We start from the raw sequence: 15,457 nt of genomic DNA on the forward strand, positions 1-15,457 counted from the left end.
GCAACGCGGTCATAATCGCCAGGTGATTTTCAGGAGAGCTATACTCCCGTCAGCTCTCAAGCCCCCTCTTAGCCTGCCGGGCCCTCTGACGTAACCTTTTGATGTACTCCGCCCCTGTAGGCTTGTCCGGATCATTGTCCAGCGCACAATCTGCCAGAATAGCCATCGACTCATCGCTTAAGCGAAAGCCCTGTGGAAGAAAACCCGAATAACTCATGCTGTTCTCTTCGATCGAGGCAAACCATGCTCGGAAAAAATCTGCCTGAGAGGCCCTTGGCCCAGTGGTGCCGGCCTCAGTTAACGGGTCAGTCGCATAAATCTCGGTAGACGCCGCGTCCTGCCCCAATGCTCGTACAACCTGAGATAATGAGGGCCAGTACTTGCCGTCGTACTGGGCAAACAGTCTCCGGTATTCCGTCCTTGGATACGACTGAAACATATAGTGATCTTTGGTTGCAGCCTCTGTGGCGGAACATAAATCGTAGACTTCGCCACACGAGAACCCTGTATGATTGTGGAGTTCTGATCGTTCATTGAGTAGATCCGCCAGCCGCGAGGCTAGCGATGTTATCTCTTTGTTCACATTTTCCAACTGCTTCCGCTCTTTCCGTGCCTCAGCATTCTTCTCCGGACACCAGAACGCCGCTGAACACAGCAAAGTCCTCAAGAACGTGGTTAATGCGCGATTGTCGTTACCCAGCTTGTCTTCCAGTTCGGCATAAGCCCTATGAAGTTCCTGGGATCGCATTAGGAGTCGATTGATAATGGTGTTCTCACTGGCGAGTATTTTGCAGTCTAGGTTGTAGGAAAGCTCGCCCCTGAGAATGTCTTCGCACTGCTCAAGTACCGAGTTGTCAGGTGATCGTTTCATCGCTTTTTCCTTTGTGGTAACCAACACCCGTCACCTTACACTCCCACCTTAATCCGTTCGGTACCTCAGCACGAGTTTTTGAAAGGGCCTTCAGGTACCTAGGAAACCGCGACAGATCTATTATCTGGCTCTCAGTTCCAAGGCGTGAAACCACCCCTTCCGCCAGGAAACACCTCTCGGGCCGGAAATAAAAGGAAGCCGCAGCCGTTTTTTCGGCAACACCACGATCTCCCACACACAATCCCCGAAAAACTCAAAAGTGATCCCACTGGAATCCTCGCATTTCAGGTTGCGAAAGTGCCCGGTGGTGTAGGGGGCGCCGAGTGTCACTGTATCGATTCTGTTGAGGTCTTCATCCAACAAGTGGATGTGGAGCGAGTCTTCGAAGGGGATGTCGTCGGTCAGAAATAGAAGGTATCGATTGTCATGCTGTATACAGGCCTCGAGAACGGTACCCTCGAGTGGTTCCTCACACGTACGCCCCGCAATGGTTGCGAAGCTCGTTGCGAGTTCTTGATCGTTGCCTTCCCTTGCCAGTGCCAGACTGGCGTCTTCCCGGATGCATTGTTGCATGTAATAAACCTTACCAGAAAAAGCTGACGCCGAAGGCGGCCAATGCTCCACCTACGAACGCTCCGACGCCAACGCACACGGGCGCACCCGGTCCGCAGGCCAGCCCCGCGATAGCACCACCGGCCATCCCGCCCCCAATTCCAGCCCCCGTAATCGCTGCTTCCTGGGTGGCGGCCTCAACCTTGTCTTCAGCATTTGAAATGCGGTAGATCGACAGCCCGAGAGAAAGTACGATCAGGCCCTTTCCAGCGTTAGAAAGCCTGCGCATCGTCGCCGATACTTTAGGGTTGGATTTGCCGGCAGACTCGACGATGGCTCCGTAAACGGCTTGTTGCTGAGAGTTCGTCAGCGCCTGGAAATTGGTACCACGGCCGAACAGCTGTTGTGTCTTGCGCCCGATCAGCTCATTGAGTGTCTTGCCTTCACTTTTGATCTGCTGTGCCAATGCCCGCCCGACTGGCGTACTCCTCCCACGTATCATATCCATGATGAGGTTGCGTGCTTCTTCTGCCTGCCCTGCAGCTTGTCTCCAGGTAATGCGTCCTGACATTGCTTCAGTGCGCAGCTCGTCTGCCATGCGCCGTATTTGCTGTGCGTATGCCTGCCGAGCCTGTCCGTCAATGGTGGCGTGGGTTCCGATATTTGCTATTTCAGCTTCCAGAGCACGGATTGCACGTTCAAAAATTTCCCGGTCAGAACTCTCTTCCGTTGAACTAGCGGCTTCTGGAGTGGTGTGGCTGGCCGCTGGTGTGGCCTGACTGCCCGGCCGTTCACTCGCAGCGGGGTTGGCGGTATGGCCTTCTTGATCAGAGCCCGCTGTTGCGATTGGGCCGGGAGCAGAGGCTGAAGTGCTATCGGCCTGTAATGAACTTGCTTGATTGGCACGGGAGTATGTTTGCTTGTCGGTAGGGCTTGAGCGTACTGGCGCAGGAGAAATCCCGGAAAAAGAGGCAGGCGAATATGTATCACCAATCACAACACTACCACTACCAATCGTCACGCCACCGCAACTGACGGTGCTTCCGGTAACGGCTGCCGGGATGCCGTTGATCAACACGGTTGAAGAACCTGATGCGATAGCACGAGGGTGCGGTGGGTGCTTGGGCTTGGAGTGAGGGGCGAGTGGATCTCCAACGCGGGCAACTGGCTTGCCATCAATCAGCACATCAGACGAGCCGGCAATCACCGGGGTTGGTGGAAATCCGTTGTGGTCCGTGCCCATGTCGCCGAGCAAGACGACTTTTTTTCCGCTCATGCTTGTTTCCTTTATCTTCCTTGATGACTGCAGTGCTGGGGATTGGTATAGCACTGCGAGCTTTCCTTTCAGTCACGCCGTTCCATCGCAACCGGTGGAAGTCTATCAAGACGCGGCGGGCTGTCAATTTGACTGATGATTAGTAAACCTGAAACAGACCTGTATTTATGAGTTAGTGTCCTCATCCTGAGGTGCCGGATTACTCTCAGTTTTCGAAATCTTCGGAGGCGGTGGCGCCCAAGCCTTCAACAACTGCCCAGCCTCCTGATAAAAATGAGGCACAGCCTTCTCCAATTCCTCAACAAACACCTTCCGCCCACTGAACTTCCCGGCCAGATCCACCTCGTAAACGACTTCTAGCGTTGTGGCGGCCGTATTGGAGGTTTCCGATTCCAGCAACTCCGGCGAATCCCGAGGGTCTTTCAGTGGCTTGTAGGTTGTTTCTGCTTTGCCGGGTCTGGTGGCACGGATAAAAAATCCGGCGGGTTCTGTTTTCTTCAGTTGTCGCAGGAGCCAGTTCACCCTGGCTTTGGTGCTCTGTTTGTCCTTCGGTGCGGCCAGGCGCATGGAGCAGTAAATCATTCGCCGCTGGAGGTCTGCGGTTACTTCCAGGTCTGCCGCTGCGTTGATGATGTTGAGTGCGCAGTGCAGGGCTGGTGTTTTACAAAATGCGTCGGCATCATCTTTCAGGCGTTTGGCGGGGTCCAGGCGGTGGTCGTTTTTCAATTTAAGGGAAACGTCGCTGCCGGTCATTCGGGACATAATCAGGCAAAGGTCCCGTTGTTCCTGATGCCAGGCGGCGATGGTGTTCTGTACCTCATCACTGGTTTTCGCCAGCGTTGCGTTGCTCTTAACTTTGTTGACGACGTCTTTCCACTCAGCGTTCATCTGGTCGAAATGGCTGATGCCGGAGCGGTCGCTTTCCAGGTAGCGCAGTATTTCGCTAAGGATGAATACCTGGTCCTCATCTTCAACGCCGTCGTTCTTGAGCAGTAGCTGGCACTGGGTGCGGATGAAGGCCCAAGACCAGTGGAAAAGCGCGACAGATTTGGTGGCGGTCTTCGGAAGCTTTACCGGGTGGTGAGTTGGCAGCGCGGCGAACTGGTTGGTGATGGTGATCACGGCATCGAGTTTGTGAGTCTTGGCTTGCTGCAGGTAGCGCGACACCTGTTCCTCGCCGATGGTGTCGTTGTTCACCTTGGCCTCTATCAGCGCCCGCCATTCACGTTTGCCGGTGCGAAGTATCAGGAGACCGTCTGGGCGATCTTTGTTCTTGATGGCTTTCTTGTCTTCGTTCTGGAATACCGGCTCTATCCAAGCCTCCAGGGTTGCGCTGGTTCCGACTCGTACGTTTAGGGACTTCAACAGTGACTGTCGCAGTTCAAGCACGGAGCGTAGGCCTGCGAGGATAATGGAGACGGACTTTTGTTCCCTGGCGCTGTCGGCAGTGATAGGGATCAGGCGGGCGGGTTCTCCGCCGATAAGGAATTCGGGACGGACTGCCATGGGTAGCTCCATGCTTTTATTGGTTTTAGTTTCCTACTGAATATTAGCAGTAATTCCGTGGGCCGCCGGGTATCCCCGGATTTCTTTGTAAAACCTTGAAAAATTAACTGCCCGTTTGCCTTTTGTTAGAGCGCTGTTGACCTATTACCCAACAACTGAATATGCACTTTAGAAATACGTGTTCTACTCTGATCAATATTGGTGATCGTGAGGGTGGTTATGAGAACGAACTGGGGGGTGTGCCTTCTTGGCGTTGTTTTTTCTGGTTGCGCGAGCCAGAGCATCCGCACTGAATTTATTGCGGCTGATAAGGTCGGTGTTCAGACGTATTACGCCAGTGGGTGGATCGTCCAAAGCCATCGCGATAGTGACTACGTGGTTGAGCTTGCCGTGCGCGAGGGCAAACAACCTTGGGAGAACGTAAATGCAGTTTTGTACGTCGAGAATAGGTCGGATGATCCAGTAACCGTCGGCATCAACGATATAGTTTTCTATCAGGACGAGCGCCAGGTATCCCTAAGATCCTACGAAGAACTGGAACAGCAGTACATTGGCCAGGCGCAATCTCGCCGCACGGCTCTAGCTCTCGGTGCAATGGCCCAGAGCCTAAGTGCATCTCAGCCTGCCACGTCGTCTTCCTATGGCTCCGGTACCGCATACGGGGCCGGTGGCACGGTGAATTACTACGGAACTTCCACTACCTATTCACATGACCCTGCAGCTAGTGCTGCGGCCCAGGCTCGAATTCAGAGTAGTGCCCAATCCGGTATCGCGAATATTAAATCTGACCTGGATCAAAACCTTAGTTCTCTCGCAGGATATCTTCAGAAGACTACCGTTTTTCCTGGCCAAAGTTTGGTGGGGCGATTTCAGTCAGAAATGACGGTGTTTGATCAGCGGCCAGAGTCCTTCTACAAGTTCAACGTAAAGGTAGGCTCAGCAAGTTACGACTTCACCTTCATTGAAAAGGCTGAGACCCAGAATAGTCAGAGGCGGCTCTTTTAGAGCTGGAATAGGAAGTACGGTATTTTGATAACTCGATGGAGCGTTGTAAGTGCAAGAGATTGATTTTAGAGATCGCTTTTCAATTGAACGTCAATACAACCGTGGGGCAGGCACCGCTGATCCCGCTCAGTTCAAACTGACTGCCTGTGGTATTGAAAAAATCGAGAATCAGCTGGAAAGTGATCGCGGGAGGATCATTAACTCTGCCGCCGTTCGCCGCTTACAACAAAAGACACAGGTATTTCCGTTGGAGCGTAATGCTGCTGTCCGAAGTCGTTTAACGCATTCTCTGGAAGTACAACAAACCGGCCGCTTCATTACGCGGAAGATCTACGAAAAACTCGGTCGAAGGGCTGAGGAATTTGGGCTACAAGGGCTGAATAGAGCGTTTGAAACCTTGGTTGAGATGTCTTGCTTGATGCACGACATCGGCAATCCACCCTTTGGCCATTTCGGTGAAGCTGCAATTTCTCGCTGGTTTGCTTCTAATCTAAACGAACTCACACCGTTTAAAGAGATCAATGAAACCGAAGCCTTCAAACAAGAGCTCGCGTCGGAATTGTGTTCATTTGAAGGCAACGCTCAGGCCATTCGTCTAATCAGTCGGCTACAAAAGCTGAATTTGACCTATGTTCAGGTCGCGTCCGTTTTCAAGTACACGCGCAGGGCAACGGAGGGCAAGCCAGAAAGCGATGAACCATTGGCGTACCTGAAGAAGAAGCCTGGATATTACTTCTCTGAGTCGTCGTTTGTTGAGCGAATGCAAGCGTCTTTGGGAATGGAGTCCGGGTGTCGCCACCCGTTGGCATATGTCATGGAAGCTGCAGATGATATCTCCTATTGCCTTGCCGACCTGGAAGACGCCGTCGATAAGGGAATCATCGACTATGAGACTCTAGCGGCCAAGCTTAAGTCAGCATTTGCTCAGGTCAGGCCGTTGGACTATCAGAAGGAGCATTTCGCTAATTTTGGGCAGAGAAACTCATTCGATCAACTAGTGGATGAGGTGCTTGAAAGGGCCGAACGAGAAGACATCAATCCTGAGCATGAATTTTTTGTCTGGTTACGGGTAAAGCTGATTCATCCCCTTGTTAATCATGCGGCGGAAGCGTTCATCGATAACATTGATGAAGTGTTTCGCGGTTGTCTGAATCGTGCCCTTCTGGAAGACAAGTCGCCATGCCACAGTGTTATCAAGGCTTTCAAAACGGTTGCCTTTGACGAGGTCTTTTCTTTTCCTGAGGTTCAGACTCTGGAGCTGCAGGGCTATCGGATTATCTCCGGGCTGCTTGAATTCTATCGCCCGTTGTTGGCTCTGGGTAAAAGTCAGTTTGACTCACTTACTGAGGGGAAAAGCGGGAATTTTCTCGTGGAGAGCCGGTTGTTTCAGCGGTTGCCTGCTAAGCACGTGAAGGCTTACAGGACCATGAGGAATGAAGCTCCTGCTGATATCTGTGAACCATTGTGGGAGTTTTATTGCAGATGCCGCCTGATCCAAGACATGGTTAGTGGCATGACAGACCAATTTGCTTTGGATGAATTTCGTACCCTATCCGTTCTGGATGGGAAGTGACTTGAGCACCGAGCGCGCTTTTCATTCGATAAAATCGAATTTTTACAGTGTTGTGAATGCGGCTTCTTTCAAAACACTAAATTAGTCTGCCTAAGATTGGCGGCTGTCCTATACGGGAATAACGATTACTTATATGTTTTATACTTCAATCGCGAGGGGCAATAATGAACGAGCTCGCAAGGACTATGAAGTAGTTGTTGTCGATCAGAAGCGGATGTGAAATACACGATAACCTTGAAACGCATCGACCAACGCTAGAGGGTAAATAAGTCAATAACCAAGTAGGAGGGATTTGCTATGGGAAGCTCGGGCTCGGGTCATTTTTCAGACTATCCAGGTACGAAAGCAAAAGTAGTCACTGGAGATGGAACAGGCATGGCAGGCGGTGCCAGCGGCGTCGACAAATGCAAGCAGGCATTTCATGTTTTGCTCGATGATGTTGGTAATAGTGACTTCTATTCGCAGTTTAATAATGTTCCAGCGGTTGGCGCTCAACTGGCCATTATTTTTGACACGAAACGTGTCTTTGCAGTCGATATGAATGGAGTTAAGGTTGGAGCGCTTCCAACATCATTCAATTATCTAGTAGCGTGCCTCGAAGACGGGGTGACTTATGTTGGTTTGGTAAGCTCCTCCGCAGCCTCGCCCGTCCCCACTGTCGCTGCCGACTTCGTGGCCCAAGAGGCATGACCCAGACGGATGTTGTCCTAATTGTTGGCGAGCTAGTCGTGGACTATACGCTGAATCAGCGTGGCGTGATGTCCAAACTTCGTTTAGGGGGCGTCAGTCATGCGGCAAGGGGATTATGGGCGGCTGAACTTGAATATTCGGTGGCAGCTTTTTGCCCGCAATACCTAGTTGACGAGGCAAAGCGCTACCTTGCGGAGCTTGGGTGCCAAGAGTTCATCTGGCTTGGTGACGTAGTCGGCGCGCCGAACGTTATCCTAATCGGTGACGTGACCGAGGTTTCACACCAAGGTTACGAGGACTTGATGCGCGATACCAAGGTAGTGACATTTCATGCCCCGTTACCGCAACTCGACACATATGAGAAGATCGTTGTCTTCCCGGGCGGGTTCGATATGAACACACTCGCCAGCATGTTTTCTGAGGAGGCACGATTCTCATTCGACATCGCGTACGATCTAGAGGACCTCTCATCGCTCGATGCGTTCAGAGGTCGCGTGGAGGCAGTGATTATCTCGACATCATCCTCCTTGTTTCTGAGGCTTGGAAAGGACAGTGTCGACGATCTGCTCGAGACGATAAAGAGGCTTTCGCCAGACGTATTTCTGCTCAAAGAGAATCGTGGAGGCAGTCGCCTCTTTGACGTGCGAAATAACAGCGTCGAAGAGATACCGGCAACGCTGAGTCATACGGTCAATTCAGTCGGCGTTGGGGATGTCTATTCTGGCGTAATGGTGGCCCTCTCTCAGAAGGGATGGACTGAAGCAGCGTGGCGCGGATGCCAAGCCGCTACTGTGTACTCCCAATCAACGTTTCCCGACGATATCAAGCGGGATGTGCAGCGCGCGTCCCGACTCTCGTTGGAGGTGCTGCAAGCTCTGGGTGGCACAATGCTCCCATGGCATGACCGCCAAAGCTATTCAATCTACCTTGCTGGTCCGGACTTCTCATATGTCGAAAAGCAAGAGCTTGATCATGCTGTGGATAGCCTCATATATCACAATTTCCGGGTTCGGCGTCCCCTCTTGGAGAATGGAGAGTTAAAGCGGCCCGCTAGCGAGGGAGACCTTCGTCTAACATATCAGATGGACTGTCAATTGTTACGGGAATGCGACGTTGTCTTCGCGATTCCTCTCGACCGCGATGCTGGCACGCTCGTTGAACTAGGCATGGCAATCGAAATGGGCAAGCCTGTCATCACCTACGATCCTCGGCGTGAAAATGAGAATACGATGGTGGTTTCCGGAAGTTCAGTATACTCGTCTAACCTTGATGTCTGCCTCAATGGCACGTTCAAAGTTATCGCTAAGTTGAGGGCTGAATCGCGATGAAGAACGCGCTCCTTTTGGCCTCTGGCGGCCTGGACTCGACAACTGTTGCATATCAGCTCGCGGACGCAGGCGTTGAGGTTGTACCGATCTTTTTTGACTATGGACAACATTGCGTAGACATAGAGTGGGATCGTGTAAACGAAGTTCTACCCTCCGATATGCATCGACCTGAGCGTTTCAATATTTCGGACATCTTCCAAGGTTCGCAGTCGCGGCTAATTCGCGAAGCTGATCTCTGGACCGAAGAGGTTAAGGATGACGATTTGTACATCCCGTACAGAACAATGCTATTCTTCGCCGCCGCTGCGGCGCGAGCGCAGACTGTTGGTGTTCTGGATGTCTACACTGGGTTCATCAACAGTAACCACGCCAAAGAAATTGACTGTACCGCCGCGTTTATGGACAGCCTTGACGGGCTTACTTCGAGTATCGGTCCCGTGCGATTTCACTCGCCGTTCCGCTATTCTTCCAAAGCCGATGTGGCTAGGGCGGCTGTTGAGCTTGGCGTACCAATAGGACGAACATACTCGTGCCAAGCCTCCGCGAAATTTCCGTGTGGTGCTTGCCCGAACTGCGTTGAACGCCTGAATGCATTGAAAGAGGCTAAGTTGGTATGACTAGTTCCGCCATCGAGGTGTTGCTCGTAGCACGTCGCATCGCCAACCGCGCGAAGGATGAAGGCGTGCTCTTTGAGGAGAAACACCCACGTGCTACCTGTGAGCATATGGGAGCCGTTCTTGCGGATTCGGTGCTACAGGCAGGGCTTAATTACACGACGGTTGTGCGCCCACGGGTACTAGCCATTCTTAGGGGGCACCCGGATCGCCACACTATTTCCTCATTGGTCTCGTTGATTCAGAGCGGTCAGGCCGGTGCATTCTTGAATTGGCGTCATCACCAGAAGGTGAGGCGTTTCGAGGAACTAGTAACATTTTTACAGAAATGGGGAGTCGAGGATGTGCACGATTTGTGTGCGTGTTTGGCATCCGAAGAGTTCTGCAATGCTGTTCAAACCGTCAGAGGTATCGGCCCTAAGACCGTAGATTATATGGCGTGCCTTGTCGGCGTTGACTCCGTTGCAGTTGACCGCCACGTTCGTACTTTCGCAAAAACTGTTGGTGTTGAGAATGATGACTACCACTTTCTGCGTGCGTCATTTTGCTGTGCTGCTGATCTCCTATCACTTCCACGCCGGGAGTTTGACGCCTGGCTCTGGCGTCGGGCCGCAGAGCCGACTCGGACGCAGTTGGCTCTAGTAGTCTAGAGCCATTCGGAAAACCTGCGGAAAACCGGAACAGATTTATTTTCACGGCTTCTTTGAAGGTTCAGAGCTAATCTGAGTCACTATCAACCCTCTCCACACTTCGGTTAATACTGGTTGCCGGCCCGCAGAACGGATTCTGTGGTTTAAAAGCAAGGAGGTGCGTATGCCAAGGCAGGCCAGGGTGATTGTGCCCGGTTTTCCCCACCATATTGTCCAACGCGGTCATAACCGCCAACCTGTGTTCGTAGAGCGCCGCGACTTTGAGTACTACCTCGCAAACCATTCAGGAATGGAAGCAGGTCTATGAGCTGGAGGTGTTCAGCTATTGCCTGATGACGAACCATGTTCATCTAGTCGTTCAGGCAAACGACAATCCGACCGCAATCCCTCAACTGATGAGGCGTCTGGCTAGGCGTCAAACGCGCTTTGTAAATTCCCTCGAAAAACGCAGTGGTTCTCTCAGGGAAGGTCGCTACAAGATTAGCCCGATTGATACTGATGCCTACCTGTTGGCTTGTTGTCGCTATGTGGAGCTCAACCCTGTTAAAGCAGGGATGGTGGATAAACCTGAGTTGTATGAGTGGTCGAGCTATTGTGCACGGGTCGGGGTGTCACATTGCCAATGGCTGGATGAACCCGACACCTTTCGGGCACTGGCAGGCAGTCACCAGATGAAAATTGAAGCCTATCGGAAGTTTGTTGAGCAGGAAGATGCTTCGTCGTCAGATGAATTGATTTGTACTGCAATCAATAGCAATAAACTGACCGGCGGCAACAAGCTCGTGGATGAAATTGAAAACCGTATCGGTATCAGAGTTGAAACTCGTAAGCGCGGAAGGCCTGCATCTAAAAAATAGATCTGTCCCGGTTTTCGCGAGTGATGTTAGCAGAAGTCGAGCAGAGAAGGCCGGGACACCCATCAGAAATAAGTCCGTTCATGGTGCTCGTTGAGGTGGCTTTAGCCGAAGCCCCAGAAACCATCGGTGCTAGTTCGTGCGCAGGTGGATGCAGATTTGGTGGTTCGCCAACGAGCTATGACAGGCTCTTGGGCATCGTCTTCTCAGTATCGAATTAATAATATTGATACCCGATCTCAAATATCTAGCGGTCTAAGGGCATAGTTGGCCATGGAGTGGCTCGATCAACTATTCTTAGGGTCATACTATTGGCGGTTCGAAGAGCTAGTATATTCAAATGGTGTTGATGAACCAAAACGCTGCGGGCGGGTGTGGTGGGAGGAATAGGAATGTTCGATTCACTTAAAAAGCGATCTGCTCAGGCGAGAATTGAGGAAGAGCGATTCTACGCAAAAGTGATCGAAGAGTACGAGAATGGCGTCGTCCGCCATGGCCTATATGCAAAAGCGATAGAAAAATCTGGCGGGAACCCAGAAAAAACGAAAGCACTTTACATACAGTTCCGAGTACGATCACTTAAAGACGAATCAGAATTGAGTCACGAGTCTGATTTTGGTCGCAAGATAGATACTGATGCTTATTCGAAGGCTGCACGGATAGCCGACGCACAAGACCAAGCATGGAGCCCCCTTTTCCATATTTTACTATGGGTAATAGTGCCTTTGGTTCTGGTAATTCTTTTCAATAATCTCGACTAAGAAAACGGTGACAGATTTATTTTTCTGTCCGGCGGTAACAAGTTCAAGGATGAACTTGGCAAAATAGACCCGTCCCGGTTTTGCTAAGATCATGATTCCAGGCTCCTGAGTAAATAGCGCAGACACAGAGGCAGCATGAAGTATTTCGCTTACGGCTCGAACATGTCACTCCTCAGATTAAGAGCGAGGGTTCCAAGCGCGGAGCGAATCGGTAGGTTCACACTCGTTGAGCATTCCCTTCGGTTTCATAAGTGGAGCAGGAAAGACCAATCCGCCAAATGCGACGCACTGTTTACTGGCAATCCGAAGGACGTCGTCATCGGCGCACTGTTTGAGATACCGCGCAGCGAGAAAGGCCCGCTGGACAGGGCTGAGGGTTTGGGCTTCGGTTACGATGAAAAGCAGGTCACGGTTACGGATGCTCTTGGGAATGCCGTTGACGCTTTCACCTACTGCGCAACGTCAACGGATCCATCTTTGCTGCCTTATTCGTGGTATTTGAATCACGTTATCGTTGGTGCGAAAGAAACCGGCGTTCCCGCTGACTACCTCGCTGCTATTTCAGCCACGCCAAGCCAGGAAGACCCTGATCGAAAACGGGATGCGAGAGAACGGGCCATCTACGATTAAAAGCGGTTCGCTATGGCTTAATAATAGGATCGCCCGTTGCTTTGACTGCACAGAACCAGGCAGTCGCCCGCACCAGGAGCCGGTGATGACAGGCCACCTAGAACCGATAGTGTCCGGCCAGAATCGCCTCGTGGATTTCCCTGGTTAATGGCACGTAGGTGTCGGCTCCGGGGAGCCAGACATAAATGGGATCGGTCACCTGGTGGATATCGAAGCCCGCCTGTTTTAGCGGCGCCTTTTTGTGTTTGAAGGTGCCGGTTTTCTCAACGTCGTCGCTGATGCGCAGGAAGACGGGAATGGCATAGGCCGGCAAGTCGCGGCGCAGTTCGGCGAGCAGGGCCTGGAAGTCGAAGGCGGCGATGTCGCAGTTCAGGCGCACGGACGCCATGCCGGCGCGGCCGTTGGTGTGGGGAATCTCTACGCCGTAGGCCACCGTTTCGCTAACGTGGTCACAGCCGTCCACAATCCGTTCCACCTCGGTCGTGGATACGTTCTCGCCTTTCCAGCGAAAGGTGTCGCCCAGCCGGTCCACGAACTGGGCATGTTTGAATCCGATGTCCCGCATCAGGTCGCCGGTGTTGAACCAGGCATCGCCCTTCTCGAACACATCGGTCAGGATGCTCTTGCGGGTTTTCTCCGCGTCGGTATATCCGTGGAAGGGGGTCTTGTCGGTGATCTCGCCGATGAGCAGGCCGGCCTCGCCTTTGCGTACACGAACCATGCGGCCCTTGCGGTCGCGAACGGGAGTCTCGTTTTCCTGATCGTACTGGACGATGGCGTAAGGAAAAGGGCACATCCCCACCGTGTTGTCGAAATTGAGCAGGTTGGTAAAGCCGATGTTTCCCTCGCTGGAGGCATAGAACTCCATAACCCGGGGAATCCCGAAGCGTTGCTTGAAGGATTTCCAGATGGTGGGGCGCAGACCATTACCAACGATCACCCGGACCTGATTGTCGGCGTCACGAGGGGAGGACGGCTGATCTATCAGGTAGCGGCATAGCTCTCCCACATAGCCGAATGCCGTGGCGCGGTGGTCACGGATGTCCTGCCAGAACCGGCTCGCGCTGAAGCGCCGGGCGATGACCAGGCCCGCGTTGCCCGCCAGAACCGAACCCCAGCACACCGCCAGGGCCGTGGCGTGGTAGAAAGGCATGCAGACGTACATGCGGTCTTCGCTGTTCAGCCGGACGGCGGCAAAACCGAAGGAGCCGTAGGCCTTCATGAATCGGCCGTGATTGAACACCACCGCCTTGGGCATGCCGGTGGTGCCCGATGTGTAAATGTAGAAACAGGGGTCGTCCGGGAAGATGGTGTCGACGGTTGCCGGGGATGCATCGGACGCACGTCCGGCCAGCTGCATCAGGTTGTGCCAGCCTTCCGGTGCGCTTGCAGGGTGTTTCAGGCCGTCGCTGTCGGCGACGAAATAGCGGTCATCGGCAGTCAGTGAGAGCGTCGATTCCACATCCTGGTACGCCTCGATCAATTCCTCCCCAATGATCGCCATTTTCGGTTCCACCAGGTTGATGCTGTGGCACAGAACCTTGCCCCGTTGTGAGGTGTTGACCAGTGCACTGATGGCGCCGATCTTGGCACACCCGGTGATCACCGCGAGGAGTTCGGGGCGGTTCTCAATCATCACGGCAACAGCGTCGCCTTTGCGGATACCGGCAGACTGCAGGCAGTGGGCAATGCGATTGGTCCATTCGTCAAACTCGCGGTAGCTGATTTCGCGGTCCTCAAAGGCGATGGCGGTACCCTGCGGGTTTGCGCGCGCACAGTCCTGCAGGCACTTACCGAGCCCCACCGGTTTCGTTTTGTCGGTGGTGTCGCCCACCTTGAGGCCTTTGATCAAACCGGTCACGCCGGAAACCAGTTGGGGGATTTTGGCTGCGAATTGGGGAAAGCTGATAACGTCCTGTCCGCTCATGACTGGCACTCCGTTTTACTGTTGTTTTTCATTGAACGATCAGCATCAAATGATAGGGGCTGGAGGGCGTTGCGGTAATGGTTTAATGTCACTAATGACTGGCAATTTGTCTCACATGGGATTATGGACTTGGAAATGGGAATTCAGTCACGCCCCACGGTGTCTTCGGCGCTGGTACTGGACCTTTACGACGGTCTGGTCGAGCAGGGCTTTGCGTTTGCATCGGACCTTGAAGCCATGGGCACCACACGTGAGGCCTTGCTCGATGTTGACCACCGGCCGCCGGCGACGGTTGTCGAGGCGCTGTGGCAGCTGGCCCATCAACGCGGCGCGCCTGCCCACATCGGCTTGCTGATCGGTGGTCGCCTGCATGAGGGGGCCAAGGGTGTGCTTTCCAATCTGGCCCTGACCGCAGCGACCCTGCGTGAGGCGATTTTGTTATTCCTGGAGTACCTACCGGTGATGAGCGAGATCGAGACCATCGAGGCGCAAAATGATCCCCGCGGCCTGAAACTGGTCTATGGCTTTCGGGACGCGGCTCACAACCACGAGGCCGCCATTGGCCGCAGCATGAGTGCCGGGATCACCTGGGCAAGCTACCTGACTGGTTTGGCCGTGCGCCCCGTTAAGGCGGGCTTTCGCCAGCGAGAGGTGGCCAGCCCCGAGCCGTACCGCGCTATATTCGGTGAGGACTGCGAGTTTGGTGCCGGGGCGGATTATCTGGTGGTGTCCAACGAGGATCTGGCGCGGCCTGTGCTCTCATCCAATCAACTGGTGAAGAACATACTCCTGGAAAAAGCGGCGAGCATCCGGGAAACCCTGAGCCGGAATGGGAGCGTCTCACAGGCCGTGCAAACGGTGATCGAAGACAACCTGCATCGTGGCGGAGTGACCTCTGCCTTTGTAGCTTCACAGCTCGAGATGAGCCGCCAGACACTGCACCGCAAGCTGTCGGCGGAGGGGGTGAATTTCACTGTGCTGATGTCTCGTGTTCGCCAGGCGAAGGCCCGATATTACCTGGAAAAGAAGCACGGCAACCTGGAGGAGCTGAGTAGGCTGCTTGGCTACAGCGAGCCAAGTGCGTTTTATAAGGCCTTTAAGAGCTGGTTTGACACGACTCCCCGGCATTTACGGCCCCGCGGAGACGTGGTTACCGGGTCCGGTCAGCATCAACGGGTTCCGGCGGGCCACCAGCAAGATGACGATTCATAGGCAGCTTC

The 15,457-nt window shown here is 53.3% G+C and carries 15 protein-coding genes; 10 read left to right on the forward strand and 5 right to left on the reverse strand.

Annotated elements, in window-relative coordinates; genetic code table 11:
• Nucleotides 1-49 precede the first annotated feature (49 nt).
• From C7H10_RS10450 to C7H10_RS10470, 4 genes are all read right to left on the reverse strand, one after another.
• Nucleotides 50-871, reverse strand: a complete 822-nt coding sequence (locus C7H10_RS10450; RefSeq protein ID WP_106694818.1) for a hypothetical protein — start codon at nt 869-871, stop codon at nt 50-52.
• Between the two features lie 120 nt (nt 872-991).
• Nucleotides 992-1,444 carry a hypothetical protein gene (locus C7H10_RS10455; protein ID WP_106694819.1) on the reverse strand — a complete coding sequence of 151 codons (453 nt, stop codon included), beginning with the start codon at nt 1,442-1,444 and terminating at the stop codon, nt 992-994.
• Between the two features lie 10 nt (nt 1,445-1,454).
• Complete coding sequence (locus tag C7H10_RS19340; RefSeq protein WP_244178255.1) at nt 1,455-2,699, reverse strand: type VI secretion system PAAR protein; 1,245 nt, start codon at nt 2,697-2,699, stop codon at nt 1,455-1,457.
• A gap of 165 nt (nt 2,700-2,864) precedes the next feature.
• Nucleotides 2,865-4,205, reverse strand: coding sequence for a hypothetical protein (locus tag C7H10_RS10470; protein WP_244178256.1), 1,341 nt, complete (start codon nt 4,203-4,205; stop codon nt 2,865-2,867).
• A gap of 219 nt (nt 4,206-4,424) precedes the next feature.
• On the opposite strand from C7H10_RS10470, the gene C7H10_RS10475 reads away from it, so the two are divergent.
• The 9 genes from C7H10_RS10475 (at nt 4,425) to C7H10_RS10515 (ending at nt 12,310) form a co-directional block, all read left to right on the forward strand.
• Complete coding sequence (locus C7H10_RS10475) at nt 4,425-5,210, forward strand: hypothetical protein (RefSeq protein ID WP_106694820.1); 786 nt, start codon at nt 4,425-4,427, stop codon at nt 5,208-5,210.
• Nucleotides 5,211-5,259: 49 nt separating this feature from the next.
• Entirely contained in the window at nt 5,260-6,783 is a 1,524-nt protein-coding gene (dgt, locus tag C7H10_RS10480) for a dGTPase (protein WP_208622824.1), read from the forward strand.
• A 297-nt stretch (nt 6,784-7,080) separates the two neighbouring features.
• Entirely contained in the window at nt 7,081-7,473 is a 393-nt protein-coding gene (locus C7H10_RS10485; RefSeq protein ID WP_208622825.1) for a hypothetical protein, read from the forward strand.
• On the forward strand, nt 7,470-8,801 hold the full coding sequence (locus C7H10_RS10490; protein WP_106694822.1) for a nucleoside 2-deoxyribosyltransferase: 1,332 nt from the start codon (nt 7,470-7,472) through the stop codon (nt 8,799-8,801). The genes C7H10_RS10485 and C7H10_RS10490 overlap by 4 nt, the downstream gene beginning before the upstream one ends.
• Nucleotides 8,798-9,418: a 7-cyano-7-deazaguanine synthase gene (locus C7H10_RS10495; protein WP_106694823.1), complete on the forward strand. Its 621-nt coding sequence runs from the start codon at nt 8,798-8,800 to the stop codon at nt 9,416-9,418. The genes C7H10_RS10490 and C7H10_RS10495 overlap by 4 nt, the downstream gene beginning before the upstream one ends.
• A complete protein-coding gene (locus tag C7H10_RS10500) occupies nt 9,415-10,065 on the forward strand; it encodes an HhH-GDP family DNA glycosylase (RefSeq protein WP_106694824.1) in 651 nt (216 codons plus the stop codon). The genes C7H10_RS10495 and C7H10_RS10500 overlap by 4 nt, the downstream gene beginning before the upstream one ends.
• A gap of 260 nt (nt 10,066-10,325) precedes the next feature.
• On the forward strand, nt 10,326-10,922 hold the full coding sequence (locus C7H10_RS10505) for a transposase (RefSeq protein WP_208622826.1): 597 nt from the start codon (nt 10,326-10,328) through the stop codon (nt 10,920-10,922).
• Nucleotides 10,923-11,311: 389 nt separating this feature from the next.
• Entirely contained in the window at nt 11,312-11,680 is a 369-nt protein-coding gene (locus C7H10_RS10510; protein ID WP_106694825.1) for a hypothetical protein, read from the forward strand.
• Between the two features lie 135 nt (nt 11,681-11,815).
• Nucleotides 11,816-12,310 carry a gamma-glutamylcyclotransferase family protein gene (locus C7H10_RS10515; protein WP_106694826.1) on the forward strand — a complete coding sequence of 165 codons (495 nt, stop codon included), beginning with the start codon at nt 11,816-11,818 and terminating at the stop codon, nt 12,308-12,310.
• Between the two features lie 97 nt (nt 12,311-12,407).
• On the opposite strand, the gene C7H10_RS10520 is transcribed toward C7H10_RS10515, so the two are convergent.
• Nucleotides 12,408-14,237, reverse strand: a complete 1,830-nt coding sequence (locus C7H10_RS10520) for a long-chain-acyl-CoA synthetase (protein ID WP_106694827.1) — start codon at nt 14,235-14,237, stop codon at nt 12,408-12,410.
• A gap of 135 nt (nt 14,238-14,372) precedes the next feature.
• Between C7H10_RS10520 and C7H10_RS10525 the strand changes: the two genes are divergently transcribed.
• A complete protein-coding gene (locus C7H10_RS10525; protein ID WP_167392894.1) occupies nt 14,373-15,449 on the forward strand; it encodes an AraC family transcriptional regulator in 1,077 nt (358 codons plus the stop codon).
• Nucleotides 15,450-15,457 lie beyond the last annotated feature (8 nt).

The organism is Marinobacter shengliensis, assembly GCF_003007715.1.
GTDB classification, from domain to species: domain Bacteria; phylum Pseudomonadota; class Gammaproteobacteria; order Pseudomonadales; family Oleiphilaceae; genus Marinobacter; species Marinobacter shengliensis.